The organism is Alkalihalobacterium chitinilyticum (genome assembly GCF_029028005.1).
Lineage (GTDB): Bacteria > Bacillota > Bacilli > Bacillales > Bacillaceae_F > Alkalihalobacterium > Alkalihalobacterium chitinilyticum.
Genome location: NZ_JAOTPO010000026.1, coordinates 33,531 through 48,189 on the forward strand (window position 1 = coordinate 33,531; position 14,659 = coordinate 48,189).

General features: G+C 38.9%; 12 protein-coding genes, 11 tRNA genes and 2 rRNA genes. 2 read left to right on the plus strand and 23 right to left on the minus strand.

What is annotated here, in order from left to right:
• Nucleotides 1-38: 38 nt before the first annotated feature.
• The 3 genes from N7Z68_RS22565 to N7Z68_RS22575 form a co-directional block, all read right to left on the minus strand.
• Complete coding sequence (locus tag N7Z68_RS22565) at nt 39-1,586, minus strand: peptide chain release factor 3 (protein ID WP_275120694.1); 1,548 nt, start codon at nt 1,584-1,586, stop codon at nt 39-41.
• Between the two features lie 82 nt (nt 1,587-1,668).
• Nucleotides 1,669-2,664, minus strand: coding sequence for a Gfo/Idh/MocA family protein (locus tag N7Z68_RS22570; protein WP_275120695.1), 996 nt, complete (start codon nt 2,662-2,664; stop codon nt 1,669-1,671).
• A gap of 82 nt (nt 2,665-2,746) precedes the next feature.
• Entirely contained in the window at nt 2,747-3,664 is a 918-nt protein-coding gene (locus tag N7Z68_RS22575) for a YncE family protein (RefSeq protein ID WP_275120696.1), read from the minus strand.
• 150 nt (nt 3,665-3,814) lie between these two features.
• On the opposite strand from N7Z68_RS22575, the gene N7Z68_RS22580 reads away from it, so the two are divergent.
• On the plus strand, nt 3,815-4,648 hold the full coding sequence (locus tag N7Z68_RS22580; RefSeq protein ID WP_275120697.1) for an MBL fold metallo-hydrolase: 834 nt from the start codon (nt 3,815-3,817) through the stop codon (nt 4,646-4,648).
• Between the two features lie 117 nt (nt 4,649-4,765).
• Nucleotides 4,766-5,221 (plus strand): DinB family protein, encoded by a 456-nt coding sequence (locus tag N7Z68_RS22585; RefSeq protein WP_275120698.1) that lies wholly within the window; start codon nt 4,766-4,768, stop codon nt 5,219-5,221.
• 53 nt (nt 5,222-5,274) lie between these two features.
• Here N7Z68_RS22585 and N7Z68_RS22590 read toward each other — a convergent pair whose 3' ends face one another.
• The 20 genes from N7Z68_RS22590 to N7Z68_RS22685 all read right to left on the minus strand — a co-directional run.
• On the minus strand, nt 5,275-5,478 hold the full coding sequence (locus N7Z68_RS22590) for an alpha/beta-type small acid-soluble spore protein (RefSeq protein ID WP_275120699.1): 204 nt from the start codon (nt 5,476-5,478) through the stop codon (nt 5,275-5,277).
• A 234-nt stretch (nt 5,479-5,712) separates the two neighbouring features.
• A complete protein-coding gene (glmS, locus tag N7Z68_RS22595; RefSeq protein ID WP_275120701.1) occupies nt 5,713-7,515 on the minus strand; it encodes a glutamine--fructose-6-phosphate transaminase (isomerizing) in 1,803 nt (600 codons plus the stop codon).
• Nucleotides 7,516-7,972: 457 nt separating this feature from the next.
• A complete protein-coding gene (gene glmM, locus N7Z68_RS22600; protein ID WP_275120702.1) occupies nt 7,973-9,319 on the minus strand; it encodes a phosphoglucosamine mutase in 1,347 nt (448 codons plus the stop codon).
• A 27-nt stretch (nt 9,320-9,346) separates the two neighbouring features.
• The gene (locus N7Z68_RS22605; RefSeq protein WP_275120703.1) at nt 9,347-10,597 is read right to left on the minus strand and encodes a CdaR family protein; all 1,251 of its coding nucleotides are present in this window, start codon (nt 10,595-10,597) and stop codon (nt 9,347-9,349) included.
• Complete coding sequence (gene cdaA / locus N7Z68_RS22610) at nt 10,590-11,414, minus strand: diadenylate cyclase CdaA (RefSeq protein ID WP_275120704.1); 825 nt, start codon at nt 11,412-11,414, stop codon at nt 10,590-10,592. The genes N7Z68_RS22605 and cdaA overlap by 8 nt, the downstream gene beginning before the upstream one ends.
• 127 nt (nt 11,415-11,541) lie before the next feature.
• Entirely contained in the window at nt 11,542-12,183 is a 642-nt protein-coding gene (locus N7Z68_RS22615; protein WP_275120705.1) for an anti-sigma factor family protein, read from the minus strand.
• 13 nt (nt 12,184-12,196) lie between these two features.
• Nucleotides 12,197-12,760: an RNA polymerase sigma factor SigW gene (gene sigW, locus N7Z68_RS22620; RefSeq protein WP_275120706.1), complete on the minus strand. Its 564-nt coding sequence runs from the start codon at nt 12,758-12,760 to the stop codon at nt 12,197-12,199.
• A gap of 206 nt (nt 12,761-12,966) precedes the next feature.
• Nucleotides 12,967-13,042: transfer RNA gene (locus N7Z68_RS22625), tRNA-Ala, on the minus strand.
• A 4-nt stretch (nt 13,043-13,046) separates the two neighbouring features.
• A tRNA-Gly gene (locus N7Z68_RS22630) sits at nt 13,047-13,120 on the minus strand.
• 58 nt (nt 13,121-13,178) lie between these two features.
• Nucleotides 13,179-13,253 (minus strand) — tRNA-Gly (locus N7Z68_RS22635).
• Between the two features lie 4 nt (nt 13,254-13,257).
• Nucleotides 13,258-13,333 (minus strand) — tRNA-Lys (locus N7Z68_RS22640).
• A 3-nt stretch (nt 13,334-13,336) separates the two neighbouring features.
• Nucleotides 13,337-13,411 (minus strand) — tRNA-Gln (locus N7Z68_RS22645).
• 12 nt (nt 13,412-13,423) lie between these two features.
• A tRNA-Tyr gene (locus tag N7Z68_RS22650) sits at nt 13,424-13,508 on the minus strand.
• Between the two features lie 22 nt (nt 13,509-13,530).
• Nucleotides 13,531-13,606: transfer RNA gene (locus tag N7Z68_RS22655), tRNA-Thr, on the minus strand.
• Nucleotides 13,607-13,610: 4 nt separating this feature from the next.
• Nucleotides 13,611-13,686 (minus strand) — tRNA-Val (locus N7Z68_RS22660).
• 56 nt (nt 13,687-13,742) lie between these two features.
• Nucleotides 13,743-13,817 (minus strand) — tRNA-Glu (locus tag N7Z68_RS22665).
• Between the two features lie 238 nt (nt 13,818-14,055).
• Nucleotides 14,056-14,132, minus strand: a tRNA-Thr gene (locus tag N7Z68_RS22670).
• A 4-nt stretch (nt 14,133-14,136) separates the two neighbouring features.
• Nucleotides 14,137-14,212 (minus strand) — tRNA-Asn (locus tag N7Z68_RS22675).
• Nucleotides 14,213-14,230: 18 nt separating this feature from the next.
• Nucleotides 14,231-14,346, minus strand: a 5S ribosomal RNA gene (gene rrf / locus N7Z68_RS22680).
• A 188-nt stretch (nt 14,347-14,534) separates the two neighbouring features.
• Nucleotides 14,535-14,659: ribosomal RNA gene (locus tag N7Z68_RS22685) — 23S ribosomal RNA — on the minus strand; the annotation flags it as partial.

Sequence of the window (14,659 nt, forward strand, 5' to 3'; positions counted from 1 at the left end):
GACGAGCAGGTAACCGCATCGTCTAGCTTTTTCAAGTCCTAAAACAACATATCCCAACCCGAAGATAATTTAACCTCAGGGTACTTATCCTTAAACCAATTGTACGTAAAGTCATTCTCAAATAAGATCACCGTACGTTCGTGAAGATCTTTAACGAGAAGCTTGCGGCTGTCTGTCATTCGGTCTGTCACTTCCCCTTCCACGACCCATCTTGCTAGGGAATGCGGAAGATATGTTAATTCAATATCAACGTTATATTCATTCTTCATTCGGTATTCAAAGACTTGATACTGTAATTCACCGACTGCACCTAAAATATAATCATCAAAATATGGGGTACGGTATAGCTGAATCGTTCCTTCTTGAACAAGCTGGTGAAGACCTTTATGAAAATGCTTATGTTTTAAAGCATTTTTAGCTATTACTTTTGCAAATCGCTCAGGCGGGAACTGTGGCAGTTCTTCATATTGAAAAACGTCATTTCCCGTTAATAATGTATCGCCCACTTGATAGTTGCCAGAATCATAAATTCCAATGATGTCTCCAGCATAAGCCGTATCGACCGTCTCACGTTCTGAAGCAAAAAATTGATGAGACTGTGCGAGCTTTATACGTTTCCCCGTTCGGGCAAGGGTTACATCCATCCCTCTCTCAAATGCCCCTGAACAAATACGTAAAAATGCGATTCTATCCCGGTGCTTCGGATTCATGTTCGCTTGAATTTTGAAAATAAACCCAGAAAACTGAGGGGCATTCGGTTGAACTTCCCCTTTTGATGATTGCCTAGGTTGAGGGGGTGCAGCTAATTGAACAAATTGCTCAAGGAATCCTTGAACCCCAAAGTTACTCAAAGCACTGCCAAAGAAAACAGGAGTCATCTTTCCGTCTCTTACTTTTTCCATTGAAAAAGTGTTCCCTGCTTCATCAAGAAGCATAATATCTTCATCTAATTTTTCCGTTTCATAATCACGAAGACCCGCTTCTTCAAGACTGACGACTTGATGCTCTTGACCTTCAATGAATACTTCAACCGATTGATCTGACCGATTATAAATACCTTTTAAGGTTTTTCCCATACCGATCGGCCAATTCATCGCATACGTTTCCATTTCTAACACTTCTTCAATTTCAGCTAATAAGTCTAACGGTTCTTTTCCTTCACGGTCTAGCTTATTAATAAAGGTTAGTATAGGAATTCCTCTCATTTTACAAACCTTAAACAATTTAAGCGTCTGTGCTTCTATCCCTTTTGTTCCGTCAATAACCATGACAGCTGTGTCAACGGCTGTTAATGTACGATACGTATCCTCACTAAAGTCTTGGTGACCTGGCGTATCTAAAATATTTATTTGAACTCCTTCGTACTCTAGCTGCATCACACTTGAAGTAACAGATATTCCACGCTGCTTTTCAATTTCCATCCAGTCAGATGTTGCATACACACCTGATTTCTTTCCTTTTACAGTTCCAGCTTTTCTTATTCCTCCGCCGAGCAGTAACACTTTTTCCGTTAACGTTGTTTTCCCTGCATCGGGGTGAGAGATAATAGCAAATGTTTTTCTTGGTAATGTTTCTTGTTTACTCATACGATTGCTTCCTTCCTGTCTTGCTCTTATCCCAATAGTATAATGAAAGTTTACTCGACATACAAACTAATTTTTCTACCATTTAAAGAACTTCAACACTCTTCTTTTCACACAAAGACCTGAAGCATGCATCCATGACACGCATATTTTTTAACGTATGCTGATTACTTTCGTTTAGATTCTCTTCTTTTAAGATGGCATTAGAAAAATGTTCGATTTGAGCACGGTATTGATCGGCCACAAAATTCTCTTCACGGGTTCCATCCTGAGTTACAACAATAAGCTTTCCTTCCCCGCCTTGCTTATCAGGACGAAATGCTTGAGTTATAATAATTTTTCCTTTTGTTCCAATGACTTCGTATTGATTGACTGGATATTGCTCCAAACTGCTCGAGAACGTTGCAATCACCTGATCTGGAAAAGTCATCGTCCCTTGTACGGTTAGATCGACTTGGCTTTCTTCATCTATATTTCCTCTACAATACACTGAAAGGGGCTCCATTTCTAAAATAGAAAGAATGGAATGAATACAATAACAGCCGACATCGTATAGACTGCCTCCGCCAAGTTGAGCGTTTAAACGAATATTCTTTGCTGTTAAGTCTAATAAATAGGTGAACGCTGAATTCATCTGTTTGACTGTACCAATCTCCCCTGAATTTATAATCTCCTTCACTCTTGTGTGTTGCGGGTGAAACTGATACATGAACGCTTCCATAAACTTAACTCCCTGCTGGTCACATACTGCAAGCATTTCTTCTGCTTCTTTACTGTTTAACGCTGCAGGTTTCTCACAAAGAATGTGCTTGCCGTTTAAAGCAGCTTCGACCACCCACTTTTTATGGAGAGCATTGGGTAACGGAATATATACCGCATCAATTTCCGGGTCTGTTAACAGTTCTTCATAAGAGGAGTAGGCTTTCGGAATATTGAATTCTACTGCTGTTTGTTTAGGTGCACCTTTTTGACTGCTGATCGCTAGAATATTGGCATTGTTTGCTCGTTTTATCGCAGGGATTACGGCTTTTTTCGCAATTCCAGCATCACCTAATACACCCCAATTTATTGATTGTTTCATCCGATACGACCTCCAATTTGTTCATAAAAAGATCCTACCATGTTTTATAATCACACAGTAGGAAGCGAATTAGTATTTAAAATTATTTTTTTAAGTAGGCAATCCCATCCGGATGAATACCGACTTCAATTCTTTGTTCTTCTTTTAATGTCTCCATATTAATGACAGAAATGTCGTTTGTTTTATTATTAGCTACAAATGCTAGTGTACCTTGTGCATTAAATACTGTTCCTCCAGGCCAAACGCCCACACGGATCCGTTTTACTTCCCATGGCCTTACATTTCCTTTTAGTTCATGTGCTGTTGCAATAATCGATAAATCGCCTGACTCTCGGTTTGGAATTAATGCATATTTGCCATCAGGTGAAAACACGATACGAATAGGCACACTTCCTACACGACGTTTGTGCTCTACTTCAAGAGTTTGTGTATTAATCACATATAAATTATTGTCTCCTTGATTAGCTACATATAAATGTTCACCATTCGGGTGTACTGCTACTCCTTCTGGTGCTTTTCCAACTGGAAAATGATTAATGATCTCCTCTTTTTCAGTGTTGACTACCGTCATATTATCTGAACCAATGTTCGGAACATATACGGTTTTCCCATCGGGTGAGAACGAAATCATATGCGAAAGTTTTTGATATGTAGGAATTACCTTTTCAATTTCATCAGTTTCACTATTAATGATAAATACTTTTTCACTATATGTAGATGCCATGTAAATCTTTTTCCCGTCAGTCGTTACTCCTAGCCCATGAGGAAAGTTGAAGTCTGGATGTTCCAGTGTTTTTTCAATTTCAAATGTTTCATTGTTTATAATATTCATTTTATTACCTAACGAGCATGTTACATACGTTTTCTTACCATCTGGTGTAACTACTACTTCATGAGGATTGTAGTCCGTTTCAATTGTTTTTTCAATCTCATTCGTTTGTAGATTAACTATTGAAATCGTATCCTCATCTTTATTTAAAACAATTAGATACTCTTGCATTAATCGTTCCTCCCTAATGAATTTCGTTATCCTAAATATAGCATTGGCACCTAATATACACAAACCATATAAAACGCATAAATGATTTGTAAAATGTTGTGGTAAGATAATAACTGAATTCATATTCATATTACAGACTAGGTGGTCAAAATGAAACTCACAAAGACAATCTCAACTCACGACGAAGTCACATGTCTACATGGAACCATTAAAAAGTTTGGAAGAACATTCACATTCAATGTTTATTATATAGACGGTCTCCTCATTGACACAGGTCCTGTGTGCGCCAAAGAAATCGTTATTGATTTTGTACAAGAGGTAAAACCGAAACAGATCATACTTACGCATCATCACGAAGATCATGCTGGTAATGCAGCTACCTTATCGAAACGGTTTGGTTTACCCATTAAAATGAGTGCTCTTACAGCTATGATACTTCAAGCTCCTCCGACTATCCCATTGTATAGACGCTTAATTTGGGGACGAGAAATCGTAAGCGTTCGTGGAGAAGTTGTTCAAAGCTCCATTATAACTGAAAATGATCGATTTACGATTGTGGAAACACCAGGTCACTCCAACGACCATATATGTTTAGTCAATGAAATGAAAGGCTGGTTATTTGCTGGTGATTTATTTCTAGGGAAGCGCCTCTTGTATGGTATGAAGGGTGAATCGATGCCTCTATTATTGAAATCGGTTAATCATATTTTAGATTACCAATTTGATACCGTATTTTGTGGACACGCAGGAGTTGTTGGTCATGGACACGAAGCACTTGAAGCAAAGAAGCATTTCCTAGAAACACTCATATCCGAAACGACCTCTCTTTACAACCGTGGCTGGAGTGAAGAAAAAATAACAAGAAAGCTGCTTTCTCGACAAGGCGCTATCCAACTGTTTTCTGGAGGAGAAATGGCACCTAAGCACTTAATCCACTCGGTTATTGAGTCCATTTCTTCTCAAAACAATGTAAGAACTAATTAATTTCTTAGGGTGACTTAATGTCGCCTTTTTTTACGTCAAATGCAAAACAGTTTCCTTTTATTGCATTTTCGTATACAATTGTTATCGGAATTATCAAAAAATACTAGGGGGTATAATATGGCTGTTACTGCATTTACATTTGCTCGATCTGCTAACATTCAAGTTTTAAATGCCGCAAAAGAACACCAACTCGACGCGGTTCCAGAGGGTTTTAACAATTCGGTCCGTTGGAATGTTGGACACGTTCTCGTCATCGCTGAAACGGTATTAAGACATTCTGAGCATTACGAACCTGTGTTACCAAGCTTATATAAGAGGTTGTTTGATATGGAGACAAGACCATCTGAATGGACAGAAGAACCACCATCTGTAGCTGAAATCATGGAAATGTCTCAGAAACAACTAAAAGCGGTACAGAAGTTAAATAGTGAGCATGGTGACACTACTTTTGCCAAACCATTTGTTTTATTTGGTACTACTTTTGATAATGTTTCAGACGCTCTTACATTTATATCTTTTCATGAAGGACTTCACTACACGACCTGTAAATACCTATTAAAGAAGACGAAATAAACTTAATATCAAAAAGGAGGAAGAGTGTTTACTCTTCCTCCAAGCCATACATATTATCTTTGATAACCGCCAAGTTGTTGCTCAGCCATTTGTACTAAACGCTTCGTGATTTCTCCACCTACAGAACCGTTTGAACGAGCAGTAGTGTCAGCTCCGAGTTGTACACCGAATTCTTGTGCAATTTCCATTTTCATTTGATCAATTGCTTGTTGTGCATTTGGTGCTACTAGTTGGTTTGAAGAATTATTGTTTGCCACTAGAAATCAACTCCTTAATAAGATTTAATTATATTATTTTCTAGAGTTGCGATTCTAAACATGGTAATTTATTCCTCAACTTTTAGTAATGTTTTGTGAAATTTCAAATTCCCTGATCAGTAGCCCCTCAACCTTTGCCAGACAGCTTAGAAAGAATTTGCAATAACAAAAAACGAGACCTAATTGGCCTCGTTTTTGAAATTACTTAACTTGTATACCGACGATTACATTTTATTATTCAACAGTTACAGACTTTGCAAGGTTACGTGGCTTATCAACATCACAACCACGGTGTAACGCAGCATAGTATGAAATAAGTTGTAATGGAATTACACTTACGATTGGTGTTAAGTACTCATGTACACTCGGGATAACAAATGCATCATCTACATCCTCTAAACCTTCCATACTAATAATGCAAGGATTTGCCCCACGTGCTGCAACTTCTTTCACGTTTCCTCGAATACTTAAATTAACATGTTCTTGAGTAGCTAAAGCAATGACAGGTGTTCCTTCTTCGATTAATGCAATCGTTCCGTGCTTTAACTCACCACCAGCAAAGCCTTCAGCTTGAATATAAGAAATCTCTTTTAATTTAAGTGCTCCCTCTAGGCCTACATAAAAGTCAAGACCGCGGCCGATAAAGAAACAATTACGAGTCGTTGATAAGAAATCTCTAGCTAATTTTTCGAGTGTTTCCTTTTGATCACATAAAGCTTCAATAGATGTTGCGACAAGACTCAATTCATAAATTGGATCAAAGTCAATGTCATAGCCTTGAGCCTTTGCCGTATCTACTGCAAGAATCGCTAGAACAGCCATTTGCGCTGTATAGGCTTTTGTTGAAGCTACTGCAATTTCTGGTCCTGCATACGTATGAAGCGTGTAATTCGCTTCACGTGATAACGTAGAGCCAGGTACATTCGTAATCGTTAAAGCACGATAGCCAAGTTTTCTGACGTTCACTAATACGCCTCGACTATCGGCTGTCTCACCACTTTGTGAGATAAAAATAAAGAGTGGGTTTTCTGATAACAACGGCATGTTATATAAGAATTCACTTGCAATGTGAACCTCTACTGGCTTTTTTGCAAGTCGTTCAATGAGTTGCTTTCCAACTAATCCTGCATGATAACTCGTTCCAGCAGCAATAATATAAATACGATCTGCTTCCTTCATCGCTTCTCGAATATTACCATCTAATTGAATTTTGTCATCACTATCTTTATATTTAGAGATAATGTTACGAATAACAACAGGCTGCTCATCGATTTCTTTTAACATGAAATGAGGATATGTTCCTTTTTCAATGTCACTTGCATCTAATTCTGCTTTAAATGGTTCTCTTGAAATCGTTACACCTGCTAAATTCTTAATCTCTATTTCATCACGAGTAACAATTACAATTTCTTGATCCATTAATTCAACAAATGTATCTGTCACTTGCAACATTGCCATCGCATCACTTGCAACAACATTTACATCTTCACCAATCCCTACTAAAAGCGGACTTTTATTTTTACCGACATAGATTTTTTCCGGATCCTTCTCGTCGATTAACGCCGCAGCGTATGATCCTTTTAGTAACGATAATGTTTGACGAAATGCTTTTTCAACAGTCTGACCTTCATTAAGAGACTTTTCTACAAGTTGAACGATAACTTCCGTATCAGTATCACTTTCAAACGTCACATCTTGTAAAAACTCACGTTTAAGCTGTGAGTAGTTCTCAATAACTCCATTATGAACAATCGTGAAACGATGTGATGTACTTTGATGAGGGTGAGCATTAACTTTACTTGGTTCCCCGTGTGTTGCCCAACGCGTGTGACCAATTCCAACCGTTCCAGTCAAATTCTCATCAACAGCCTCACGTAGTGTTGCAATCCGTCCCTTTTCTTTAAAAAGGTGAACACCTTCCTCGTTTACAATTGCAATTCCGGCAGAGTCATAGCCACGATACTCTAGCTTTTCTAACCCTTTTAATAAAATCTCTTTGGCATCCTGCGTTCCAATATATCCAACAATTCCACACATGGTTTATTTCCTCCAATCGGGAGGCAAGAAACACCCATGTTGATTTCACTTATCCAAGGGCTTTTTTCTTGCCCCCACTCTTCTGATAGTCAATTATTAACACCAATGCTTTTGATTTTGTACAGAAAGTCACCTCTCTGTTTTTTACAAAAACTTTCGGTTGTGATGTTCAACCGAGGGGCATCCGCCGATCTTCGATAAACCCCTTCCTCGTCAACTATTCATCATCCTAGAATAGTTCAGGCGCTTTAAAAATGAGACTAGTTGTCTGACCTCCTGTCTTTTTCAAAGTCAAAGATAATAATACAATACGACATTGAAAGTGGTCAATCTATTTCCTAAATGAAATGTAAAGATGTTAAATATTTACATAGTAATTCCACTCGAATATTTCTCCAGTTTCAAGCCATGTAGTATTAAAAATATGCAAAAGCGGCACTTCTTGTGCCGCTTTTTCTTATTCGGATAATCCCATTTCAGCTCGAACGACATCCGCAATTTCATTCACGAATTGTTCACAAAGTTCTTCCGTTTTCGCTTCTACCATTACACGAACTAATGGCTCAGTACCCGACGGTCGTACAAGGACACGTCCGTTTCCTGCCATTTGAGCTTCGACTTTTTCAATCACTTCTGCGACTTTTTCGTTTTCCTGAACTGCGTTTTTATCCGTTACTCGTATATTAACAAGAACTTGAGGGAATTTCTTCATCTCACCTGCTAATTGAGATAAAGGTTTACCCGTTGCTTTAACAATATTCACTAATTGTAAAGCTGATAGCATACCATCTCCAGTTGTAATATGATCGAGGAATATAATATGGCCAGACTGTTCGCCGCCAAGATTATAACCGCCTTTTCTCATTTCTTCCATAACATAGCGATCGCCTACACCGGTTTGTTTCGTCTCAACACCAATTTCCTCAATACCTTTATAGAACCCTAGGTTACTCATAACTGTTGATACAACTGTATTATGTTTCAACCAACCTTGTTCTTTCATATATTTTGCACAAATAAACATAATTTGGTCGCCGTCCACAATATTTCCTTTTTCATCTACAGCTATTAATCGGTCTGCATCTCCGTCAAAGGCTAAGCCTAAATGAGCTCCCTTATCAACAACTAAAGATGCTAGTGCTTTTGGATGTGTAGAGCCAACGCCGTCATTAATATTAATACCATTAGGAGAAGTCCCCATCGTATAAATATCTGCCTCTAAATCTGCAAATAGATGCGGTGCTAATGAAGATGCAGCTCCGTGGGCACAATCGAGCGCAATTCTTAAACCAGCAAAGTCCTCTTGAACAGTTTGCTTTAAGAACTGAAGATATTTTTGGCCTCCTTCAAAATAATCATTGACCTGACCTAATTCTGCCCCTACTGGACGAGGTAACGTATCTTCTTGATCCAAGAGTGTTTCAATTTCTTGTTCTTGGGTATCTAATAATTTAAACCCATCTGGTCCAAAAAATTTAATTCCATTATCAGCAACTGGATTGTGAGATGCTGAAATCATAATACCCGCTTGGGCACTCAAAGCTTTTGTTAGAAATGCAACTCCTGGCGTCGAGATAACCCCTAGACGCATAACCTCCGCACCGATTGAAAGTAACCCTGCAACGAGTGCACCTTCAAGCATTTCACCGGATATGCGTGTGTCACGTCCAATTAGTACTTTCGGTTTCTGAGTATTTTTAGTTAAGATATGTCCACCCATACGGCCTAATTTGAATGCTAACTCTGGTGTTAATTCCGTATTGGCCACACCGCGCACCCCATCAGTTCCAAAATATTTACCCATCAATAATCTCTCCTTCAAATAAATCCCTTATTGATCTTCTTGTTCATTTTCCTCGACTATAATTAACGCCTTTTCAGTTGCTGTTTGTAATAACAAGTTTTGGGGGCCTACTACTTGTAGGTCGACTTCATGTTCTCCTGGAGAAAGCTGATTAATATCAACAAAAACCTGTATATCTCCTCTGCTTACTTTATCTAATAGAACACGTGAACCTTTTAGAATAACATCTGTAAATTGATTTTCTGGCGTAATAAATCCAGCTGTATATCCTTCGGGTAAACCAGTAATCTCGATCGGTATCTCTTCTAAGATTAATGTCTCTTCTACACTTAATTCAACGGTTACATTAACCACCTCAGGATCCACCTTCTCTACTCCGCGTGGCTTTGGCACAGTTAATTGAACGGTTTGGCTTTGTGTAATTTCACTTAGATCTAAGTCTATCCCTTCAATTAAGGAAATGTTGTTAAGAACATCTTGTGGTCCGAAAATTGTAACGACTTTTGGGTCTACAGTCAACGTATTTATACTTAAACCTTCAGGGAGTTCTCCTTGCCTAGATACCTTTATAGGAACTTCTTTATATGGACTTGTAACTGGTATTCGGACATCAACTACAGATGGGTCAACATCAAGATGCAGTTCATTTCCAAAATGATCATATAACTTGACAGGGCCGCTTTTTTCAAACGTTTGATCTGCGCCTTTTACATCAATATATACTTTAGCGATAGCAACCTGATCAATAAACTCTTCAGCTGCAGTAACTTCAACGTTAACTGGTGTTACAATCGGAGTGCCAATGGAATACCCTTCTGCAACTTCGTCTCTATTAACTAACTCCACTTCCACTGGTAAGGAGACGGTTTTCTTTTCTTGTAATACAACCCGAACAAACTTGGGAACGATTGAGACCGTAACATCATTTGGAAAACCTCGATGTTCAACACTTACATTATGCACACCGGCCTCTAAGTCGGTTAAATCAACAAACACCTCATACGAAGGGCGAGTAAATTGAAAAAGTGTAATTGAACTTTGGGGTCCTTTTAAATTGACTTGCACACTCTCTGCCATTTCAGTTACTGCAAAGCGTTCTGTATCAAAAATTGGAGTAACTTCAACTTCCTCTAATGTGTATGTACCAGGACTAACAGGAGGCAAGACCCCTGCTGGTTGATTGTAGATATTATCGTAATTCACCATCATAAAAAGCATTAGAGCGATGAAGAATGAGATTATTTTTACAAACCATGGACTATTAATAAACTTATCCATTTTTCTTACCTCCCCATTGCCAGCGAGAGGCCGAAGTTGATTTCGTTTCTATAATTAGTTCTTTTTCTAATAGGTGTCGTAACTGTTCTTCATTTAAATCTCGGTGGAGTTCTCCATTTTTTGTAAGAGATACGTTCCCCGTTTCTTCTGATACGACAATCGTTATACTATCTGTCACTTCACTAATTCCTAGTGCCGCACGATGTCGTGTACCTAACTCCTTTGATATAAATGGATTTTCAGATAAAGGTAAATAACATCCTGCAGCTAAAATAGCATTTTCTTTAATAATGACTGCTCCATCATGTAAAGGAGTGTTAGGGATAAACACATTTATTAATAGCTCTGAAGTTAATTTAGCATTCATACCAATCCCAGTTTCCACATAATCGTTCATTCCCGTCTCTCTTTCGACTGAGATAAGAGCACCAATACGACGTTTAGCCATATAACTTGCAGCTTTTAATATAGCTTCAATAGATTTTGTGGCTAACTCTTCTTGGGGAGCATTCGTTCTTGAGAAAAACCTTCCCCGTCCTAACTGCTCTAGTGCTCTTCTTAATTCGGGCTGGAATATAATAATAATTGCTAGTAAACCGTAAGTCACCGTTTGTGTCATGAGCCAATGAAGCGTACGTAAGCCAAGGATATTACTTAGGAACCAAACAGCTAAGATGACTGTAATTCCCTTTAGTAACTGTACAGCTCTCGTACCTCGAATAACCATAATTAGCTTATAGATAACATAGGTGACCAATAATATATCAACGATACTGCCTAAATGTCTAAGAAATTGAATTTCACCGTCAGGAAACATGCTTGTATCCTCCAAACATTAGTAAAACAAAACTATACTATTAAGTAGCTTTTTCATTATATCACAAAGAAATACCTTTCATATTTTTAGTTTTATATTAAAACTATGAAGTTTTCTATAAAGTCCCTTAGCTTTCTTTTTCTCCATCAAATACATTAATTACTTCTAACAGAAACTCTTTTATATGATACCAAGTCCATTCTAACACTTGGTTAATTTCCTTTATTTCTCCGCTTACAGAACCAGCAGATGCTAAATATTGCTCACTATTAATCAACAATATACTGCCATTTACCTCACCTGCTACTTCAAGTTTTCCATTACGAATTGTTAAATCCCCTTCAACCACTTCACCTTCTGGTACAACCACTGTCCCGGTTTCTTTATCAATTTGAAAATTTCCGGCACCCGAAACCATTAGTTGTCCTTCTTGATGATTCCAGATGGAAACAATACTGGAGGACATGAATACTATAAATAGAGCAGCAGCCACTAGGAAAGGATGCCGTCTAACCCACCTTTTCCAAGCCCGAGATGTCGCCTTTTTGCTTTCGGGCAATTGCTTTAAAACATTAGCTGTAAAATCACTAGGTGCAGAAATATGTGATGAACTCTGGACAAAGGCAATTGTACGTTTTAACTCATTATAATGTTCACTGCAAACTTCACAATGGTTTATATGTTTATATAGTTCAGCTCGTTCTTTTTCAGAAGCTTCACCGTCAAAATACTTATGCATTAAGAGTACATATTGGCGCTCACAAGCCATCTTAAATCCCCCTTTATTTATTTCCCATTCTCTTTCTTAATGCTTCTCTCCCTCTATGTATACGTGTCTTTACCGTTGAAACTGGTAAATCCAAAATATCACTAATTTCTTTTAGGGAAAGATCTTCGATGTATTTGAGTATGATCGCCGAACGATACTTCGGAGGAAGTTGATTAATCTCATCCTGTATCCACTCTTGCATTTCTATCGTTACTACTTGCTCCTCAGGCAGATCTTGATCTGCCGCAATTTGTGATTGAACCGTTAACCCTTCACTGCCAGAAATAGGATCACTTAAAAAATAATCTGGTTTCTTCTTTCGTAAACGGTCAATTGAAAGATTAGTCGTAATTCTAAAGAGCCATGTTGAGAATTTCCGCGATGTATCATAACTATCAATATTTGTATAAGCACGTAAAAAAGCTTCTTGCGCGATATCTTGTGCTTCATGCACGTTACCTACCATTCGATAAGATAGTTGATAGACTCTATCTTTAAACAATTCTACTAATTCACCAAAAGCCTGTTGATCCCCTTTTTTAACTTCTTTAATAAGTTGTTGTATTATTCTATCCATTTCTATTCCCTCCGCTTATAGTGCGGTTAGTGTATATACGAACCACCTAAGAAAAGGTTTCACTTTAATAAAACTTTTCCTTAAAATATACTACCTATTTTACCACTTTTATTTGGGAATAGAAGGAAATATAGAATAATAGTTAATTATTTCTTTAAATACAAAAAATCCTTAGATACGATATCTAAGGTTACATTTATTATCTTTGGTGGAGCCTAGCGGGATCGAACCGCTGACCTCCTGCGTGCAAGGCAGGCGCTCTCCCAGCTGAGCTAAGGCCCCATAATGGAGCGGGTGATGAGAATCGAACTCACGACATCAGCTTGGAAGGCTGAGGTTTTACCATTAAACTACACCCGCAGGTTATTCACTTGAAGTTTCTTCATTCAAAAGGTAATCCAAGAACTAGGTGCACCTTTGGAGCGGAAGACGGGACTCGAACCCGCGACCCTCACCTTGGCAAGGTGATGTTCTACCACTGAACTACTTCCGCAAAATGGTGAGCCATGAAGGACTCGAACCTTCGACCCTCTGATTAAAAGTCAGATGCTCTACCAACTGAGCTAATGGCTCGAATGGCTGGGCTAGCAGGATTCGAACCTGCGCATGGCGGAGTCAAAGTCCGGTGCCTTACCGCTTGGCTATAGCCCATCCTAACTTAAATGGTGGAGGGGGACGGATTCGAACCGCCGAACCCTCAGGGAGCGGATTTACAGTCCGCCGCGTTTAGCCACTTCGCTACCCCTCCAGCTAAACTTTATAGTAAAAAGTGGTGCCGGCGAGAGGACTTGAACCCCCAACCTACTGATTACAAGTCAGTTGCTCTACCAATTGAGCTACACCGGCATAATGGTGGAGGATGACGGGCTCGAACCGCCGACCCCCTGCTTGTAAGGCAGGTGCTCTCCCAGCTGAGCTAATCCTCCATTCAGATTTTGATAAGCTGCGAATTTCTTCTTGCTTCTAAAAATCTTTTAAAGATTGGTGACCCGTACGGGATTCGAACCCGTGTTACCGCCGTGAAAGGGCGGTGTCTTAACCGCTTGACCAACGGGCCATAAAATGACTCATCACACTGACAAAAAGTATTATAACAAAATCACTCTAGATAATGCAACATTTTTTCAATCTTTTTTGAAGAAATTTGTTCTAGTATAAGGTTACTGTCATTTAATTATGAACTTGAATTAATCACAGCTCAAAGACTGATCCTTCGCATTCAGTCACGTATCGATGATTAGATAACAAAAAAACTTTCCCTTATGGAAAGTCACCTGTAAATTAGATATGTACGCTGGAGCTTCCAAGCGGACTCGAACCGCTGACCCCTTCCTTACCATGGAAGTGCTCTACCGAACTGAGCTATGGAAGCAAATTGGCTCCACAGGCAGGACTCGAACCTGCGACCGATCGGTTAACAGCCGATTGCTCTACCAACTGAGCTACTGTGGAACGAGTAAATAAAAAAAAGCCTAGCGACGTCCTACTCTCACAGGGGGAAGCCCCCAACTACCATCGGCGCTGAAGAACTTAACTTCCGTGTTCGGCATGGGAACGGGTGTGACCTCTTCGCTATCGCCACTAGACTTTACGGATTCTGATAAGCTACGAATTTCTTCGTCAGTTTTGCCCTTCTGGTACTCACGTATTAACATACGATCCGTTCCTCAGGACTTCACTTCCTTGAACTTCTTGCTTCTAAAAATCCTTATTAAATTGAGAGTGGTTCTCTCAAAACTGGATAATGGCTAGATGAATTCAACGCTTTATAAATTTGGATAAGTCCTCGACCGATTAGTATCTCTCAGCTCCACGTGTCGCCACGCTTCCACCCGAGACCTATCAACCTCATCATCTCTAAGGGGTCTTACTTACTTAACGTAATGGGAAATCTCATCT

Bases quoted from the DNA above. Each gene is read 5' to 3' on its own strand.
- N7Z68_RS22565 (WP_275120694.1), bottom strand. From the start codon at position 1,586: ATGAGTAAACAAGAAACATTACCAAGAAAAACATTTGCTATTATCTCT.
- N7Z68_RS22570 (WP_275120695.1), bottom strand. From the start codon at position 2,664: ATGAAACAATCAATAAATTGGGGTGTATTAGGTGATGCTGGAATTGCG.
- N7Z68_RS22575 (WP_275120696.1), bottom strand. From the start codon at position 3,664: ATGCAAGAGTATCTAATTGTTTTAAATAAAGATGAGGATACGATTTCA.
- N7Z68_RS22580 (WP_275120697.1), top strand. From the start codon at position 3,815: ATGAAACTCACAAAGACAATCTCAACTCACGACGAAGTCACATGTCTA.
- N7Z68_RS22585 (WP_275120698.1), top strand. From the start codon at position 4,766: ATGGCTGTTACTGCATTTACATTTGCTCGATCTGCTAACATTCAAGTT.
- glmS (WP_275120701.1), bottom strand. From the start codon at position 7,515: ATGTGTGGAATTGTTGGATATATTGGAACGCAGGATGCCAAAGAGATT.
- glmM (WP_275120702.1), bottom strand. From the start codon at position 9,319: ATGGGTAAATATTTTGGAACTGATGGGGTGCGCGGTGTGGCCAATACG.
- N7Z68_RS22605 (WP_275120703.1), bottom strand. From the start codon at position 10,597: ATGGATAAGTTTATTAATAGTCCATGGTTTGTAAAAATAATCTCATTC.
- cdaA (WP_275120704.1), bottom strand. From the start codon at position 11,414: ATGTTTCCTGACGGTGAAATTCAATTTCTTAGACATTTAGGCAGTATC.
- N7Z68_RS22615 (WP_275120705.1), bottom strand. From the start codon at position 12,183: ATGGCTTGTGAGCGCCAATATGTACTCTTAATGCATAAGTATTTTGAC.
- sigW (WP_275120706.1), bottom strand. From the start codon at position 12,760: ATGGATAGAATAATACAACAACTTATTAAAGAAGTTAAAAAAGGGGAT.